The organism is Plantactinospora sonchi, from assembly GCF_036422035.1.
GTDB lineage: Bacteria > Actinomycetota > Actinomycetes > Mycobacteriales > Micromonosporaceae > Plantactinospora > Plantactinospora sonchi.
Map to the genome: position 1 here is coordinate 198671 of NZ_JAZGQK010000013.1, position 17595 is coordinate 216265.

Here is a 17595-nt window from a genome sequence, read left to right on the forward strand (position 1 = left end):
AACGGTCGGCTCGATCCGGTCAGACCGGGCGGCAGCGCTGGTCCGGGGAGGTCGCGCCGACTCCACAGTGGAACACCTCGACGGGGGCGGTGGCCACGTCGGGCACCCGGGTCACCCGCAGCAACGAGATCCGTTTCGCCACCGGCTCACCCGAGTCGGTGGCGAATTGGATCGGTCCGGCCACCCCCGGGAAACCCTGCGCCGCGTTCTGCCGCAGCACCTCGGTGTGTACACCGAGCGGGTTGACCGCCCGAGGATTCCAGCGCTGCCGGGGGTCGGCGTGCCGCAGCCGCGCCGCGAGGCCCTCCACCGCGCGGATCATCATGGTCGCCGCGTCGTACGCCAGGCTGACCCGCTCACCCACCGGGGTGTCGTCGCCGTCCCGGCAGCGTGGTGGCTCGAGCAGGTCGTCGGCCTGGATCCAGGTCAGGAAACTGCCGCGTACGTCGTCCCGGCGCTCCCGCGCGGCGCGCAGGCTCGCACAGCTGGCCAGTCCGGCCTTGGAGACGTACGTGACCGGGAGGTTGCCCGGTGCGCTGGCCCGCAGGCCGGGATTGGCCATGTACCGGTTGGCCGAGTCGTTGGCGACCAGGTGACGCGGCGGGTCGGCGCCACACTCCTTCAACGCCCGGAGAAAACCGTCGAACTCGGACCAGCGGCCGGTGAAGAGCAGCAGGCCGGGATATCCGCACTCCTCGGTCAACCGCTGCCCGGTGCGCCACTCCTCGACCCGGCCGAGCCGGTCGCCGAACCGCTGCCGGAGCCCGGTGAGCATGGTGCTGACGTACAGGTCCTCGGTGAGGGAACTGTTCTCGCCGGTGGTGTAGTACACCCGCGCCTCGTCGACCCGGAGCACCTGCCGGGCGTACTCGTCGATCATCGCGACCTGGTCCCGGTTGGGCGCGGAGATCTGCAGGTAGAGGTCGGAGTTGGCATCCATGTCGTCCGCGGACAGGGTCGGCGCGATCGCCGGCAGGCCGATCCGGTTGAGTTCGCGCAGTGCGAGGGCGGTGCTGGTCCGGCTGTCGACCAGGCCGACCACGCCGAGCACCGTCGGGTCGTCCCGGGCGAGTTCGGCCAGCATCGCCACCGCCCGGCCGGCGTGCCGCATCTGGTGGCCGCCGTTGGCGACGACGACCCGGAGCAGCGCCGCCCCGTCGGCCCCGGCCGACTCCTGCAGCAGCGCGTACTGGGCGGTCGCCATCCCCTCCAGCTCCTCGCGCTCGGAGACGTACGACTCCTCGTCGGTCCGGGTCCGGTTGCCGGTGAGGGTGCCCAGGTAGACGAGGGTGAGGAACGGCCGCCGCCGGTCGCTGCGTTCCCACACCTGCTCGGCGGCGGCGTTCTGGGCGAAGATCCGTTGCTGGACGGCCCGGAGCCGCTCCTGCCCCGGGTCACGGTTGAAGACGTGTCGTGCCGAGTCGCTGTAGCCGACGCACTCGCCGCCGACCACCTCGACCGACACCGCCGCGCCGAGCGGGGCCGCCGGATGGCAGTCCACCGACCATCGGCTGTCGACCCAGGTCGCGGCTCCGGCGAGGAGCAGCAGGCAGACGGCGGCGGGCAGGAACCGGCGGGACCACCACGGCGGCCTCGGCGGGGTGAAGTTGTGCGTACCGCCCCGTGGCTCGGATCCGTTGCTCGGGTCGCCGAGCGCCAGCACGATGAGCCAGGCCCCGGCCCGGCGCAGCCGGCGCGTCTCGGGCAGCACGTCGGCCCACTCGTCGTACGCCTCCTCGGCGTCGACCAGCGGATAGGGTTCGGGCAGTTCGGGCGGTGGGGCGGTGGCCGCGACGAGGACCAGCAGCGGGTCGTTGCGGCCCGTCTCGTTCCGGACGTCGTTGACCAGGCGGACCAGGGCGTGCCCGGCGTCACCCGGGGTGACGCCGTCGACCAGCAGGATCGGGTACGCGGTACGCCGCCAGCTCCCCGGCCGCCAGAACCGTCGCCGGTACGCCTGCCGCAGGTCCTCCAGAAAGGCGTGTACCAGCAGTTTGTGCACCTGGTCGGGCTGTTCGCCGTCCCGCCAGCCGGCGGTGAGCCGCTCGGCGAAGCCGAGGAAGGTCACCGACTGCCGTGGCGCGAGGTACTGCTGGCGCATGAACCACCGGTAGTGCTGGCCGAGCAGCGGGACCCGTCCGGAGATCGCGACCCGGAAGACGATGCTCGGGATCGCCCGGCGGACCAGCCAGAAGGCGAACTGGTAGACGGTGGCGACGGCGTCCTCGGGGCCACCGCCGGTCGTCTCGTCGGCGAGATGACGCCCACGCCGGTCGCGCAACCGCCGGACCAGGGTCCGGCGGCGGTCGCCCGCGTCCAGTTCCTCGCCCGGGGCCTGGTGCAGCAGCCAGTCCGCGAGCGGATAGTGCCGGAACCGGAGGCGTTCGCCGCCGAAGGCCTCCAGTGAGAGCTGTCGGTACACCGTGCGTAGTGCGACGGCGAGGTCGGTCCCGGCCGCTGGCCGATCGCCCGGTGGCGGATTGTCGTCGAGCGGCGACGAGTCGGCCGCCCCGGTTTCGTCGTCGTCCCGTGCCGGCCGGGTCCCGTCGTCCTGTCGTGCCGGCCGGGGCTCGTCGTGTCGTGCCGCCCGGGTCTCCTCGTGTCGTGCCGCCCGGTCGGCGGCAGGGGCGTCGAGGACGGCGTGCGGAATCCGTCGTCGCTGCCCCCGGCCCAGGATCCGCCGGAGCAGGCTGACCAGGTCGGGAGCGCCCTCGGCGCGGACCAGCCAGATCAAGGGCAGTTTCCGTTCACCCCGGCGCGGGCGGCGGAGCAGGCCGGCCAGCATCCCGAGGAATTCCGATCCACCCGACGGGAGCCGTTCCCGCCCGGAGGTCGACTGCTTCTGGTCCGCCAGCCCTCGCATCACGCACCTCCGACTGTGACCCTGGGTCGTTCAAAGATGACCACAGTGTCGCGAGGGCGGACAAGGGTGGGTCGCGTCGGCCAGGGTGGTCGCCGACCGTCCGCCGGACGTCCCGGAACTGGTCACCGGGCCTCCGCCTGAGGCAGGATCGCAGGAGACGATCAGGACATGGGGGGAGCGATGACCGGACGGTTGGCGGTTGTCAGTGGCGGCGCGACCGGCATCGGCGCGGCGACCGCGGCGGCACTGGCCGAGGACGGGTACGACATCATCGTCGTCGGCCGTCGGGCCGACCTGCTCAAGGAGGCGGCGGACCGGATCGGGGCCGGCTGCGGTCGACCCGACGCGGTCGAGGCGGTGGCGGCGGACCTGACGGATCCGGCCCAGTTGGCTCCGGTCGTGGCGGCGGTCGGGGATCGGCGGGTCGACGTCGTGGTGAACAACGCCGGCGGTTACCTCGGCGGCGACCAGTCCACCCTGGAGGGTGTGGCCGCGCAGTGGCGGGCCAACCTCGACAGCAACGTGCTCACCGCCGTACTCCTGACCGAGGCGCTGCGGCCGGCGCTGCGTCGACCGGGTGGGCGGGTGATCCTGCTCAGCTCGATCGCCGCGCTGCGTGGCGGCGGCGGGCCGTACTCGGCGGCGAAGGCGGCACTGCACGGCTGGGCGTACGACCTGGCGCAGCAGCTCGGTCCGGAGGAGATCACGGTGAACGTGGTGGCTCCCGGCTACGTCGCCGACACCGAGTTCTTCGACGGCCGGATGACGCCGGAGGGCCACCAGCGCCGGATCGACGCCACCCTGGTCGGCCGGGCCGGCGAGCCCGCTGACATCGCGGCGGCGGTCCGCTACCTGGCCGGCCCGTCCGCCGGCTACGTCACCGGACAGGTGCTCGGGGTCAACGGCGGATCCGTTCTCGGCCGCTGACACCTCCGAGTGGCCTGCTCGTTCCGGATCGCGACGTCCGGCCGGGTCCGGTCGCCCGCCCGTGCGCTGAGGCAGTCGTCTGTCGGCATCCGCTGGTAGAAATGTCGGATGGGTGACGATCGGGCAGAGGTACGCGAGCAGGCCGAGGCGGTGCTGCGCCGGCTGGCCGGCGAGCGGGCACGGCTGCGGGACGACCAGTGGCGGGCGATCGAGGCGCTGGTGGTCGACAAACGCCGGGTGCTCTGCGTGCAGCGCACGGGCTGGGGTAAGTCGGCGGTCTACTTCGTGGCCACCGCCCTGCTCCGGCAGGCGTCGGGCGGGCCCGGGCAGGGTGCCCCGGAGACCGGGCCGACGGTGATCGTCTCGCCTCTGCTCGCGCTGATGCGCAACCAGGTCGAGGCGGCGGCCCGGGCCGGGATCCGGGCCCGCACGATCAACTCGGCGAACCTGGACGAGTGGGACGAGATCGCCGCCGAGATCGCCGCCGGTACGGTCGACGTCCTGTTGATCAGCCCGGAACGGCTCAACAATCCGGACTTCCGGGACGGGGTGCTGCCCCGGCTCGCCGCCACCACCGGGCTGCTCGTGGTCGACGAGGCACACTGTGTCTCCGACTGGGGGCACGACTTCCGCCCCGACTACCGCCGACTGCGGACCTTCCTGGCCGGGCTGCCCGCCGGTACGCCGGTGCTGGCCACCACCGCCACCGCCAACGCCCGGGTCACCGAGGACGTGGCGGAGCAACTCGGTGACGCCCTGGTGCTGCGGGGTCCGCTCGACCGGGAGTCGCTGCGGTTGGCCGTACTGGAACTGCCGAGCCCGGCGCACCGGCTCGGCTGGCTCGCCGACCACCTGGACCGGCTGCCCGGCTCGGGGATCATCTACACCCTCACCGTGGCGGCGGCCGGCGAGACCGCCGAGTTCCTCCGCACCCGGGGGTACACCGTCGCGGCGTACACCGGGCAGTCCGACGACGCCGAGCGGCGCGCGGCCGAACGTGACCTGCTGGACAACAAGCTCAAGGCCCTGGTCGCGACGTCGGCGTTGGGGATGGGCTTCGACAAGCCGGATCTGGGTTTTGTCGTGCACCTGGGCGCCCCGCCGTCGCCGATCGCCTACTACCAGCAGGTCGGTCGGGCCGGTCGGGCGGTCGGCGAGGCCGAGGTGCTGCTGCTGCCGGGCGCGGAGGACACCGCCATCTGGCGCTACTTCGCCTCGCTGGCGTTTCCGCCCGAGGAGCAGGTCCGGGCCGTGCTCCGGGTGCTGCAGCCAGATCGTCCGCTGTCGACGCCGGCGCTGGAGCCGATGGTGGACCTGCGCCGCGCCCGGCTGGAGTTGATGCTCAAGGTCCTCGACGTCGACGGCGCGGTCCGCCGGGTCCGAGGCGGCTGGATCGCCACCGGCGAGCCGTGGGACTACGACGCCGCCCGGTTGCGCCGGGTGGCCGAGGCCCGCGCGGTCGAGCAGCGGTCGATGCTGGAGTACGCGGCCACCGACGGCTGCCGGATGGAGTTCCTCCGCCGCTGCCTGGACGACCCGGGGGCGACCGCCTGCGGACGCTGCGACCGGTGCGTCGGCCCCCGGTACCCGGCCGAGGTGTCGGCGCCGGGGCTCGCGGCGGCGCAGGCGTTCCTCGGCCGTCCCGGTGTGGAGATCCCACCGAAGAAACTCTGGCCGACCGGTCTGGAGGCGGTCGGCGTACCGCTGCGGGGTCGGCTCGGTCCGGCCGAGCAGGCGTTGCCCGGGCGGGCCGTCGGACGCCTCTCCGACCTCGGCTGGGGCGGGCGGCTGCGTACCCTGGTCGGCCCGGACAGTGTCGACCCGGCCGGTGTCGACCCGGAACTTCCGGAGGACCTGGCGGGCGCGGTGATCGACGTACTGAAGGTGTGGGCGCACGGTGACGACAGGTGGCCGGCCCGGCCGGTCGGGGTGGTCGCGATCGGGTCGCGCCGTCGGCCGCGCCTGGTCCGTACCCTGGCCGAACGGATCGCCACGGTGGGTCGGCTGCCGCTGCTCGGCGAGGTGCCGGCCCGGTCGGGCGACCCTGCCGATGCCGGGCCGCGCGGCAACAGCGCCCAGCGGGTACGCGCCCTGCACGGCGCCTTCACGCTGCCCGAGTCGATGGCGGTGGACCTCGCCGAACTGGCCGGCCCGATCCTGCTGGTCGACGACCTGGTCGACTCGGGCTGGACGATGACGATGGTCGCCCGGCTGCTGCGCCAGGCCGGCGTGCCGGCCGTGCTGCCGTTCGCCCTCGCGGTGGCCGGCTGAGCGGCGTGGCCGCCACGAGGGCGGAGCGATGGCCGGCTGCCGCCGGGAGTCGGGACGTCCTCCGACCGGGCGGCCGGGGACGGTGGCCGGCTGAGCCGGGTCGCGGGAGTGGGCCGGTCTCGGGTCAGCCGGGGCGGCCGTAGCTGTGGATGGGCTGGTAGTCGACCCGTTCGACCCGGATGCGACGGCCGGTCCCCGGAGCGTGGATGACCTTCCCGTGGCCGATGTAGATCGCGACGTGGTGCAGGTCCCGGTAGTAGAAGACGAGGTCGCCGGGGACCCGGTCGGCCGGGCTGACCCGGGGCACCGCCCGTCGCTGCCGGGCCGCGTTGTGCGGCAGACGTACCCCGGCCGCCGCCCAGGCCGCCATGGTCAGCCCCGAGCAGTCGTACCCGTCCGGGCCCTCCCCGCCCCACTCGTAACGCTTGCCGAGCTGGGCGTACGCGAACCGTACGGCCTTGGCGGCGGCTCCCGGCGCGGAGACGGCCAGCGGTGGGGCGGCCTCGGTGGGTCGGGTAGTGCGGTCGTCGGGCAGTAACCGGGACAGCCGGGCCAGTTCGGTCTCGATCGCCAGCTTGCGCGCGGCGAGCTGCCGCTCCTGGCTCCGCTGCCGGGCGGCGAGGGCCCGGGCCGCGTCGCGGGCGGCGGCCAGCCGGGCGTACGCCTCGGTGAGTCCCGCGACGATCCGCTGCCGCTCCCGGGTCAGCCGGTCCAGCATGATCAACGGATCGAGCAGGTTCTCCCTGTCCCGCATCGTGATCAAGGCGCCCAGGAAGTTCAGCGCCCGGACGTCGCCGACCCGGTACGCCCGGGCCGCCAATTGGCTGACCTCGGCCCGGTGGGTGTCGATCGCCCGCTCCAGCGGCACCATCTCGGCGTGGATCGCGGCCCCGCGGGCCTGGGTCTCCCGCAGTTCCTCCCGCAGGTTGTTGTACTGCTCGACGACGATCTCCAGCTGCTCCGTCGCGGTGCCGAGCTGCGGATCGGCCGCCTCGGCGGCCGGGTCGGCCCGACCGGGGAGCGGGGTGAGCGCCAACGCCACCGTCATCCCGGCGGCGAGGGCGGCGGCACGACGTGGCCATGCGGTGGTCGGCACGATCTTTTCAACGATCGATGGCCGCCCGAGGCGACGCGGTGCCGGTCGGGACCGCCCGCGGACCGTGGGTGACCGGCGGTCCGGGGCAGCTGACCAGCGGGTAACCTGCCGGATATGAGCCAGCAGCGGTCGGCGGATCGTCGGACCAGGTCCGACGGTTCCCGGGGGCGGGCCGGCACCGACGAGTCGGTCGAGTCGGCGGTACCCGACCGGGGCACCGTCCGACTCGCGCTCACCATCGCCGGCCTGGTGCTCGCCCTGCTCGGCGGCTTCGCCCTCGGCCGGCTGAACCCGGCCCCCGGCGCGACACCGGTGGGCGGCCCGGTCGCCGGTACGACGGCGGCCGACCACACCCACCCTCCGGGTACCGCCCCGCACGAGCACCCGACCGGCGCCGGCCCGGTCGGCGGGGCCGACGCGGGCGGACTGGCGGTCAGCGCCGCCGGGTACACGCTGGTGCCGACCGGTACGTCGTTCACCGCCGGCCGCCGCGCCGACTTCAGCTTCCAGATCCGGGCTGCGGACCGGCGGGTGGCGACCGACTTCGCCGTGGTGCACGAGAAGCCGCTGCACCTGATCGTGGTCCGGCGGGATCTGACCGGTTACCAGCACCTGCACCCGACGATGGGGCAGGACGGCACCTGGAGCGTGCCGCTCACCCTGGCCGAGCCGGGGATCTGGCGGGCGTACGCCGACTTCACCGTCCGTGACGGTGCCGGTGCCGAAGTGCCGGTGACGCTCGGTGTCGACCTGGTCGTCGCGGGCGGGTACACGCCACGTCCGCTGCCCGCCCCGGCCCGGGAGGCGACGGTCGACGGGTTCACCGTGACGTACGAGGGAACCGGGCAGGTCGGGGCGACCACGCCGCTGCTGTTCCGGGTCTTCGCCGACGGCAACCCGGTCACCGACCTGCAGCCCTACCTCGGCGCGTACGGGCACCTGGTGGCGTTGCGCGAGGGTGACCTCGGCTACCTGCACGTGCACCCGGAGCCCGAGCTGGCCGGTGGGGCGGTGAAGTTCTGGCTGGCCGTGCCGAGCCCCGGACGCTACCGCCTCTACCTGGACTTCCAGGTCGCCGGCGTGGTCCGGACCGCCGAGTTCACCGTCACGGTCGCCTGACCCGGCCGCTGCCTGACCCGGCCACTGTCGGCCGCTGCCGCGTCCGAGCTTCCGGAGGTCGGTTCAGCCGGCCCGGCGGATCTGTCGATGGGCGAGCTGACGCAGGGTGTCCCGGATCAACTTCTTCTCGTCGGCCGGTACGCCGGGGTCGGCGAGCCGAGCCATGATCATCCGTAGGTCGGCGTCGACCGGCGGTTCGACCACGGGCCGGCGGGCCGGTGAGCCCGGCTCGGCGTCGGGCAGCCCGAGCGCCCGGAACGCGGCGCCGACCGGTACGCCCAGCGCGGCGCAGAAGCCGCGCACCTTGGCCAGCTCCGGATAGTCCTGCCAGTCGCCGGCGAGCCACCGGAAGACGGTGGACCGGCCGACGCCGGTGTGTGTGGCCAACTCGCTGACGGTCCAGCCGCGGTCGCGTTTGGCGTCGTCGATGGCTCGACGCACGAAGCGGGCGAATGCCGCCTGCGGCGAGTCCTGAGTAGCACCAATACTCAGCGGAGTCCCTTTCGCCCGGAGCGGGTGACTCTGCTGAGAGTAGTGCGATGCCAAGGTCGTCAGCGCCGCCTGATTGACCCCATTCCGCCGGTACCCTCGGCCAAATCTGCCCTCCGGTCTCCGGGTGGCCCGCCGGCTACGGGTTGTCGTCCGAGGCCGGCCCGGGCCGGTCGAGCAGGGTCTGCAGACAGGGCGTGACCTGCCACTCCTTGACCAGCCCGGCGTATTCGGCCTGTTGCTGGGCGGTCGGCGCGGCCCCGGTACGCCGGGCCCGCAGCAGCAGGTTGCGCGGGGTGTGTCGGGAGTCGACGAACTCCACCACCTCGACCCGGTAGCCGTGCAACCGGAGCAGCGCCGCCCGCAGCGCGTCGGTGAGTATGTCGGCGAAGCGCTCCCGCAGGATGCCGTGCCGGACCACCGGCTCGTACGGCGTCGGCGCCGGGTTGGCCCGCAGTTGCGCGGCGAGGTCGTGGTGGCAGCAGGGGGCGGCCAGCACCCAGCGGGCCCCCCAGCGCACCGCCCGGGCCAGCGCCTCGTCGGTCGCGGTGTCACAGGCGTGCAGCGCCAGTACCAGGTCGGGTGCCGGGTCGACGGCCGCGTCCAGGATGGTCCCGGCGACGAACCGGACCTGGTCGGCGCAGCCGAGCTGCTCGGCCAGCGCGGTGTTACGACGCCGCTGGTCCTCGCGGACGTCGACGCCGACCAGTTCGACGGTGATGCCCCGACCGGTCAGGTAGCGGTAGGCGGCGAAGGTCAGGTAGGCGTTTCCGCAACCGAGGTCGGCGACCCGCAGCGGGCCGGTCAGTTCGGCGGGCAGGGTGGCCGCCAACGCCCGCAGGAACGCGTCGACCTGCCGTCGCTTGGCGGCGCTGCCGCCGACCGTGGCGAAGAACGGGTCGTCCGGGTCGAGCAGGTGCTCCTTGACCCGGTCGTGCCCGTTGAGCGGACCGACAGTGTCCACCGGGGCCGGTCCGACCACTGTGGTGTGTTCGTCCGCGCTGGCCGGTCCGTCGGCGGTGGCCGACCCGTTCGTGCTGTCCGGTGTGGTCGTACCGGGCGGGTGGCCGTCGCCGCCGGTGCGATCGAGCCCGGCACGTTGTGCCGGGGCGCGATGCAGCTGTGCCTCGCCGCGCTTGGTGACCCGTACCTGCAGGGTGGTGGTGGCCGTCTCGACGTGCCAGTTGCCGAACGGCTCCGCCAGCAGGGCGTCCACCGCCGCGTCCGCCTCCGGCCCGAAGGAGACGTTCCGGGTGTACGGCCGGGCGCCGTCGTCGGTCACGATCTGCAGCCGGGGACCGGCCTTGAGCGCCACCGGGCGCAGCTCGGCGCGTACCACCGTCGGGGCCTCGCCACGGCGTCGCCCGGCGGCGACGGCGCGGGCCAGCCCGGGGGCGAGCAGCAGCGCCCGTACTTCGGCGAGCGCCACGCCGAGATCCTGCGGCATCTCTCTCCACTTTCCGCCGGCGGAACTTTCGCGCCGGCCGGCCACTTCCCGCCGGCAGCGGTGTCGCGCCGACCGACTCCGTCAGGGATCGGGGCCGGCCGGAGCCGGTCCCGTTTCCGGCCGGTTCGACAAAACCGCCGCCGGCGGGTGCCGGCGGCGGGGTGCGCAGGTTCGCTGGTCTAGTCCTCGGTGGACGAGTCGCCACCCGGGGTGGCCTCGCCGGCCGACCCGGCACCGGAGCGCCGACGGCGTCGCCGACGCGGCTTGGTCGCCGTTCCCTCGGTCGCCTCGACCATCGTGGAGGTGCCGCCCGAGCCGACGTCACCGGTCTCCCGCGCGGTGTCGTCCGAGGCGGTGTTCTCCGTCGTTCCGGCGACGACCTCGCCCGCCCGGCGGCGACGACGCGGCCGACGGCGGGTCTCCTCCGGGCCGGCGGCCTCGGTCTCGGGTGCGGTCGGACCGGTCTGGTCGGCCGCTCCGTCGTCCCGGCCGCCGCGTCGCCGGCCACCGGCGCCCCGGGACCGGCCCGCGCCGGCACTCTCGCCCCGGCCCGGACCGCGCCGGCCACCGGCGCCCCTGGACCGACCGCCGAGATCCTCCTCGACCTCGGCCGAGAGTCCGGCCCGGGTCCGTTCGGCGGACGGCAGGGTGCCCGGCGCGCCGGCCGGGATGTCGAGGTCGGTGTAGAGGTGCGCGGAGGTGTGGTACGTCTCCGGCGGCTCCGGCATGTCCAGCCCGAGGGTCTTGTCGATGATCCGCCAGCGGGGCATGTCGTCCCAGTCGACGAAGGTCACCGCGACACCGGTGGCGCCGGCCCGGCCGGTCCGGCCGATCCGGTGCGTGTAGGTGTCCTGATCCTCCGGGCAGTCGTAGTTGATCACGTGCGTGACGCCGGTGACGTCCAGCCCGCGCGCCGCGACGTCGGTGGCGACCAGGACGTCGATCTTGCCGGCCCGGAACGCCCGCAGCGCCCGCTCCCGGGCGCCCTGGCCCAGGTCGCCGTGCACGGCGGCCACCGCGAACCCGCGGAAGTCGAGGTCCTCGGCGACCCGGTCGGCGGCCCGCTTGGTCCGGGTGAAGATCATCGTCAGGCCGCGCTCCCGGGCCTGCATGATCCGGGCGACGATCTCGATCTTGTTCATCGAGTGGGTCCGGTAGACCAGCTGCCGGGTCAGCGGCGACGGTCCGGTCTCGGCGGTGTGCCCGGCGTGGATGGTCACCGGCTGCCGGAGGAACCGTCGGGACAGTGCCACGATCGGGTCCGGCATGGTGGCCGAGAAGAGCATCGTCTGCCGGTCCTCCGGCAGCATCGCCAGGATCTTCTCGACGTCGTCGAGGAAGCCGAGGTCGAGCATCCGGTCCGCCTCGTCCAGCACCAGTGCGTGGACCCGGTCGAGCCGGAGCTGCTTCTGCTTGGCCAGGTCGAGCAGTCGACCGGGCGTACCGACCAGGATCTCGATGCCCTTGCGCAGGGCGTCGACCTGCGGCTCGTACGCCACGCCGCCGTAGATCGGCAGCACCCGTACGCCCCGGGTGCTGCCGGCCGCGGCAAGATCCTTCGCGACCTGCAGACCCAGCTCCCGGGTCGGTACGACCACGAGTGCCTGGGGCAGCCCGTCGCCGCCCTCGGCCGGGGCGAAGACCCGCTCCAGCAGCGGTACGCCGAAGCCGAGGGTCTTGCCGGTACCGGTCGGCGCCTGGCCGATCAGGTCGGAACCGCGCAGTGCGATCGGCAGGGCGTACTCCTGGATCGCGAAGGCCCGGGTGATGCCGACCGCAGCGAGTGCGGCCACGGTCTCCTCGCGTGCGCCCAGCTCCGCGAAGGTGGGAGCCTCGGGACGCACCGGCGCGTCGGCGGCCAGCGCTTCGCCGGCCAGAATGTTCTCGGTGTGATCGCTCATGTGGTTGTGGGGGTGCCCTCTCGTGGTGCGCCCCGTTTGTCCGAAGGGCGCGATGTCGGTAAATGGCGCGGGCCACACGGTCGACGGCGAGTCGCCGAGGAAAAGACCGGGCCGCACGCGCGCCGCGGGGCAGAATTTCCGGGGATCGTCAGGGCCCGTTTCCGGGACGTGGGGAACCCCGAGGCGGGACGTCGGGACATGCCCGTCGGGACATGGCCGTCGGAACCCGTGGAACTCTGCCGGCTGCGGCAACTGATCCATGCTACCTGAGCCCGGCATATGGCGTCTCCACTCCGGCGGGAACGCAGGCGCGCGGGGTCCCCAGGTGTGATTTTGCTAACTCGGGACGGTCGCGGGACGGGGTCCGAGCGGGCCGGGTTGCCCGGTTGTGGCCCTCGATCGCCTGGCGTCCGGCCTGTCGCCATCCCGCGCGCGTCACGGTGTCCGGGCGGTAACCTGCGGACGTGTCCGCCCCCGCAGAACCTGTGCCCGTCGGCCCGCCCCCGGGGCCGGTGGCCGCCTCCCCGGCTCCGACCGGTGGTGCGTCCGCGACTCCGGCACCGGCCGTGTCACCCCCGGCCGACGCCGACCGCCCGGCTCCGGACGATCAGCCCGGACCGGTACCCCTGGCCGCCGTGGTGGACCTGCTCGGCCTGGTCGCGTACGGGGAACTGCTGGCCTTCGACCGGATGGCCGCCGACGCCCGGCTGGCGCCCGACCTGACCCGGCGGGCGGTGCTGAGCGAGATGGCGGCGGTGGAGATCCAGAACTACCGGCGGCTCGCCGACCGGCTGACCGTACTCGGCGCCGCGCCGGACGAGGCGATGTCACCGTTCGTGCCGGCGTTGCAGTCGTACCACGACTCGACCGAGCCGAAGGACTGGCTGGAGGCGCTGACCAAGGCGTACGTCGGTGACGGCATCGCGGACGACTTCCTCCGCGAGATGGCGGCCTGCCTCGACGAGCCGGACCGGCGACTCGTCCTCGACGTGCTGCACGACTCCCGGTACGACAAGTTCGCCGGCCAGGAGATCCGGCTGGCGATCGCGGCCGACCCGAAGGTGGTCGACCGGCTCTCGATGTGGGCCCGGCGGCTGGTCGGGGAGGGGATCTCCCAGGCCGTCCGGGTGGCCGGCGAGCGGAACGCGCTCGCCGCGCTGATCGGTACCGGCCCGGACCAGCAGACCGGCGTCCCGGCGCTGTTCAAGCGCCTGACCGCGACGCACAGCGCCCGGATGACGGCGGTCGGCCTGAACAACTGACCGGACCGCCGGCACGGGGCAGGGTCAGCGGGCGACGAATCCGACGGCGCGCGGGGACGCCTCGGCGATCTCGACGTACGCCACCTTGTCGGTGGGAATGATGACCCGCCGGCCCTTCTCGTCAGTCAGTGACAGGGTGCCGCCGCCATTGCTGCCGAGGGCGTCCGTCACGATCTGCTCGATCTCGGCCGGCGTCTGCGCGCTCTCCAGGACCAGCTCGCGCGGCGCGTACTGCACGCCGATCTTGACCTCCACAGGACCTCCTCGTTCAGGGCGAAAGATCCGCCGTCGGAAAGGCTATCCGATTGCCGGGGGCGGGGGTCAGGCCGACTCGCCCTGGAGCGGAAAGCTCGCGATCCCCCGCCAGGTGAGATTGGTGAGCAGCGCCTCAGCCTCCTCCTTCGGCACCTGGCGGCCGTTGGCCAGCCAGAACTGGGCCGCCGTCTCGGCCGCGCCGACCAGTCCGGAGGCGAGCAGCTCGGCGCGGGCCCGACTCACCCCGGTGTCCGAGATGATGGTGTCGGTGAGCGCCGCGATGCAGCCCTGCTCGACCCGCTCCACCCGGTCCCGGACGGCCGGCTCGTTGCGCAGGTCCGACTCGAAGACCAGCCGGAACGCGCCACTCTCGTGGTCGACGAAGTCGAAGTACGCCCGGACGGCGCCGCTGACCCGTTCCTTGTTGTCGGTGGTCGCCGCCATCGCCTCCCGGACCTTCGCCACGATCGCGTCGCAGTGCGTGTCCAGCAGCGCCAGATACAGCTCAAGTTTGCCGGGAAAGTGCTGGTAGAGGACCGGCTTCGAGACGCCCGCCCGCTCGGCGATGTCGTCCATCGCCGCCGCGTGGTAGCCCTGCGCGACAAAAACCTCCTGCGCCGCCGCCAGCAGCTGTTTGCGCCGGGCCGAGCGCGGTAGCCGAGTTGGTCGGCCGGCAGTCTGCGCGCCGTTGCCCACCTGGGACACGGTCACCTCCGCTTCGCCTCGCACGTCACCGATCCTCGATCCGATCATCGTCCCGGGTCGGGTCCATCCTCCGCGCCCGACCGCACAATTAGCCTGCCGCTGTAACTTATCGGCACTGCCACCACACGGTAGCCTCAGCGGGGGCGACCAAGGAGCGCACGGTGGACGAAACAGGGCAACCCGGAGCCCCCACACCGGGAGAGCACGGTAACGGGGCAGGTCCGCAGGGTGACCCGGCCCGTCCGGTCAACGGCTGGGCGGCCGACGCGGGCTGGCCTGGTACGGAGAACGGCGTGGACGCCTCCGGGCGGCAGTGGCGGCAGCCGGCGGAGCCGGTGCTGAGCCAGGGCTGGGGGGACCGGTCGACGGCGTACCCGTCGCAGCCGTTCCCGGGCGCGTCGGGCGTCCCGGCGGAGCACCGGCAGCCGGTCAACGGCGTACACCCGGGCGAGGGGGGCGAGGCGGAGCGGGGCTGGTCCGGCGGACGTACCGCGCCGGCCGAGCCGAGCTACCCGTACGGGCCGGAGCCGGTTGACCCGTACGCCCGGCGGTCGCCGGGACCGGAACTGCCGGGCGCCCCGGAGGAGTACCCGACCGGCCCACTGACCGCGCAGTCGCCCGACACCGCGGACGCGGGTGAGCCGGCCCGGCACGCGTACACCGAACGGGAGCCCGGCGGCATCATGGCGACAGGTCAACCGCCACGGTGGGGCGAGCCCGTCTATCCCGGCCAGCCCGGACCGATCTCCGGTCCGCCGGCCGTCGCCGTCTCCGCGCCGCCGATGCCGGCCTCGGCGCCGCCGATGCAGATCTCCGGCCCGCCGGCACAGATCTCCGGCCCGCCGGCCGGCCACGACCGGTTGGTGCGGGAGCAGACGGCGTTGATGCCCGCCGTGCCCCGACAGGCCGACCGGGCGCCGGCCCCGGTCTCCGGCGCCGGCCAGCCGGGATCCGCCTCCGGTGCCTGGCCGGTGGCACACCCCGTCGAGCGCGGCGCGCTGCCGAGCGGCCCGAGCGCCGTACCGGCCGGCCCCGCGGACCCGCAGAACGGCCCCGGTACGCCCCAGGGCGGTCCCGGGTCTGCCGACGACCAGGGTGGTTCCTGGTCGTCCGGCTGGGCTCCGCCGTGGGCCGCGCCGAGCCCGGCACCGACCAGTGCGGCTCCGGCTGCCACGCAGACCGCCGGTCCCGGACCGGCCGCCGCGCACGCCACCTCCGCCCCGGCCGCGCCGGGCGGCGGCGGTCATGCCGCGACCACGCACGCGGCCGGTCACGCCCAGGGCGGCGACCCCGCCGAGCCGGTGGACGAGTTCCGGGACGGTGGACACCGCCGGGACGTCGGGTACGCCCCGGACCGGAGTTGGTCGCCGACCGGCTGGGCCAACCAGCCGGTGCAGCGGCTGCCGGTGCAGCGACAATCCACCGAATCGGTCGCCACCGTCCACGATTCCGGATACCGGGACGACCAACCCCAGCCGTCGGCGCACGACGACCACCGGCAACGGTCGGGGTTCGACGACCCCGGCCAGCGTCCCGGGTACGACGATCCCGCGCAGCGGTCGGGATATCCGGCCGGCCCGACGGGCCTGGCCGGTCCCCAGGGGCCTGATCCGGGCAGCCACCGCGCCACGCCGGGAGGTGCCGGCCAGCACGGCGTGCCGGTTCCGACCCAGGACCCGGATTCGCCCGGTTATCTGCCCGGGCCGGGTGGCCTGGTCGCCGCCCGGCACCCGGAGCCGTCCGGTTACCCCCCGGTCCCCCCGGGACCGGGTTTCGGGCCCGGTGGGGAGTCGACCGGCTATCCGTCCGCGGTGGGTCCGGGTTTCGGGCCGGGTGGTGAGCCCGCCGGCTATCCGGCCGCGGTTTCGTCGGGCGGCTACCCGCCGGTCGGCGAACCGGCCGGCTTTCCACCGCGGCGTGAGGCGCTCGCCCTGCCGACCTCGCCCAGCGCCCCCGGTCCGGCCCACCAGCATCCGCCGTCGTCGGCGGCCGAGCCCGGATCCGTGCTCCGCCCCGCCGAGCAGGGCTTGGACGCGCTGCCGCAACGTATTCCCGCCGAGCCAGACGTGCCCACCGTGCCGGAGCCGCCAGCCGTGGAGCCCCCTGCCGAGACGCCGGAACTCGCCCGTATCGCGACCCACCTGCGTCGGGAGGACGGACCGGTGCAGCCCCGCGAGCGGCCGGACGGGTTCGACGTCGATGCGATCGTGGCGGCGGTGCAGGGTGTGCCCGGGGTCCGGGACGCGTCCGTCCGGACCACGCCGGCCGGGGCACACAGCCTGCGTCTGGACCTTTCCGACGGCGCCGACCCGGCCGAGGTGAGCCGGCAGGTGGCCCGACTGCTCCAGGAACGGATGGGGCTCGCGGCGGCCCCGCAGAACCTGCCCGACACGCCGCCCGCCGACCCCGCCCACGCCGGTTGGGCCAGCCCCGGGCCGGCCGCCCCGGCGGCACCGCCCCGGCAGGCGCCGACCGCCGCGTCCCGACCGACCGGACCGGGGACGTACGGCGCACCGACGGCCCAGGCCGGGACGTACGGCGGCGCGACCGGGCCGGGTACGCCGGGCACGTACGGGACCGCGACGGAGGGGGCGCGTCGCCGTCGACCGGCATCGGCCCGGGGTCGCGCCACGGCGGAGCAGCCGGAGGAGGCGGTGCCCCCGACGGAGGCCGGACGGGGTGCCACGACCGTCGGCACCTCGTACTCGGGCAGCCCGGTGACCACCACGGAGAGCGCGCCGTCCCGGCCGCTCAACCCGGGTTCACCGCCCGGACCACGAGTGATCATCGACCACGTGCAGGTGAGCACCTTCGGGCTGGACGCCACGGTCGAGGTCCGGCTCGCCGCCGGGGACCACCCGGCCGCCGGGCTCGCCACCGGACCGGCGGTCGACGGGTACGTGCTGCGGCTCTGTGCCGTCGCGGCGGCCGCCGCGATCGACGAGCTGCTCAGCTCCTCGACCCGGGTCACCGAGCGCGGGCGCTGTTTCGTCGAGCATGCCGCCGTGGTGCCGTTCGGCAGCTGTGAGGTGGCGACCGTGGTGGTCCTGCTGGTCTGCGACGGGTGGGTCGAGCAGCTCGCCGGCTCGGCGCTGGTCGCCGGAGATCCACGCCAGGCCGTCGTCCGGGCCACCCTGGCCGCGGTGAACCGGCGGCTTGAGGCGTTGCTCACCTGACCGGCCGCCGGAAACCCGGCGAAGCGTGACAACCGGGGAGGGGGCAGCGCAGACGTCTCCGCCCCGGTCGAGCCATCGCCGGCG

Annotated in this window: 12 protein-coding genes; 5 read left to right on the plus strand and 7 right to left on the minus strand. The window is 74.2% G+C overall.

All coding sequences use genetic code 11. The annotated features are described in order from the left end of the window. Window positions 1-19: 19 nt before the first annotated feature. The gene (locus V1633_RS17415; RefSeq protein WP_331215391.1) at window positions 20-2863 is read right to left on the minus strand and encodes a type 1 periplasmic-binding domain-containing protein; all 2844 of its coding nucleotides are present in this window, start codon (window positions 2861-2863) and stop codon (window positions 20-22) included. A gap of 180 nt (window positions 2864-3043) precedes the next feature. Between V1633_RS17415 and V1633_RS17420 the strand changes: the two genes are divergently transcribed. Then, window positions 3044-3790, plus strand: a complete 747-nt coding sequence (locus V1633_RS17420) for an SDR family NAD(P)-dependent oxidoreductase (protein ID WP_331215475.1) — start codon at window positions 3044-3046, stop codon at window positions 3788-3790. Between the two features lie 108 nt (window positions 3791-3898). After that, complete coding sequence (locus V1633_RS17425) at window positions 3899-6061, plus strand: RecQ family ATP-dependent DNA helicase (RefSeq protein ID WP_331215392.1); 2163 nt, start codon at window positions 3899-3901, stop codon at window positions 6059-6061. Window positions 6062-6185: 124 nt separating this feature from the next. Here the strand turns inward: V1633_RS17425 and V1633_RS17430 are convergent, their stop codons facing one another. Next, the gene (locus V1633_RS17430; protein WP_331215393.1) at window positions 6186-7157 is read right to left on the minus strand and encodes a C40 family peptidase; all 972 of its coding nucleotides are present in this window, start codon (window positions 7155-7157) and stop codon (window positions 6186-6188) included. 114 nt (window positions 7158-7271) lie between these two features. On the opposite strand from V1633_RS17430, the gene V1633_RS17435 reads away from it, so the two are divergent. Then, entirely contained in the window at window positions 7272-8276 is a 1005-nt protein-coding gene (locus tag V1633_RS17435) for a hypothetical protein (RefSeq protein ID WP_331215394.1), read from the plus strand. 63 nt (window positions 8277-8339) lie between these two features. On the opposite strand, the gene V1633_RS17440 is transcribed toward V1633_RS17435, so the two are convergent. The 3 genes from V1633_RS17440 to V1633_RS17450 form a co-directional block, all read right to left on the minus strand. After that, a complete protein-coding gene (locus tag V1633_RS17440; RefSeq protein ID WP_331215476.1) occupies window positions 8340-8762 on the minus strand; it encodes a helix-turn-helix domain-containing protein in 423 nt (140 codons plus the stop codon). Window positions 8763-8904: 142 nt separating this feature from the next. Next, the gene (locus V1633_RS17445) at window positions 8905-10212 is read right to left on the minus strand and encodes a class I SAM-dependent methyltransferase (RefSeq protein ID WP_407952040.1); all 1308 of its coding nucleotides are present in this window, start codon (window positions 10210-10212) and stop codon (window positions 8905-8907) included. Window positions 10213-10391: 179 nt separating this feature from the next. Beyond that, window positions 10392-12113: a DEAD/DEAH box helicase gene (locus V1633_RS17450; RefSeq protein WP_331215395.1), complete on the minus strand. Its 1722-nt coding sequence runs from the start codon at window positions 12111-12113 to the stop codon at window positions 10392-10394. A gap of 464 nt (window positions 12114-12577) precedes the next feature. On the opposite strand from V1633_RS17450, the gene V1633_RS17455 reads away from it, so the two are divergent. Further along, window positions 12578-13375 carry a ferritin-like fold-containing protein gene (locus tag V1633_RS17455; RefSeq protein ID WP_331215396.1) on the plus strand — a complete coding sequence of 266 codons (798 nt, stop codon included), beginning with the start codon at window positions 12578-12580 and terminating at the stop codon, window positions 13373-13375. 24 nt (window positions 13376-13399) lie between these two features. Here the strand turns inward: V1633_RS17455 and V1633_RS17460 are convergent, their stop codons facing one another. Next, the gene (locus V1633_RS17460; protein ID WP_331215397.1) at window positions 13400-13630 is read right to left on the minus strand and encodes a DUF3107 domain-containing protein; all 231 of its coding nucleotides are present in this window, start codon (window positions 13628-13630) and stop codon (window positions 13400-13402) included. A 66-nt stretch (window positions 13631-13696) separates the two neighbouring features. After that, complete coding sequence (locus V1633_RS17465) at window positions 13697-14335, minus strand: TetR/AcrR family transcriptional regulator (protein WP_331215477.1); 639 nt, start codon at window positions 14333-14335, stop codon at window positions 13697-13699. A 161-nt stretch (window positions 14336-14496) separates the two neighbouring features. Between V1633_RS17465 and V1633_RS37000 the strand changes: the two genes are divergently transcribed. Then, window positions 14497-17511 carry a hypothetical protein gene (locus V1633_RS37000; protein ID WP_407952041.1) on the plus strand — a complete coding sequence of 1005 codons (3015 nt, stop codon included), beginning with the start codon at window positions 14497-14499 and terminating at the stop codon, window positions 17509-17511. The last annotated feature ends 84 nt before the right edge of the window (window positions 17512-17595 follow it).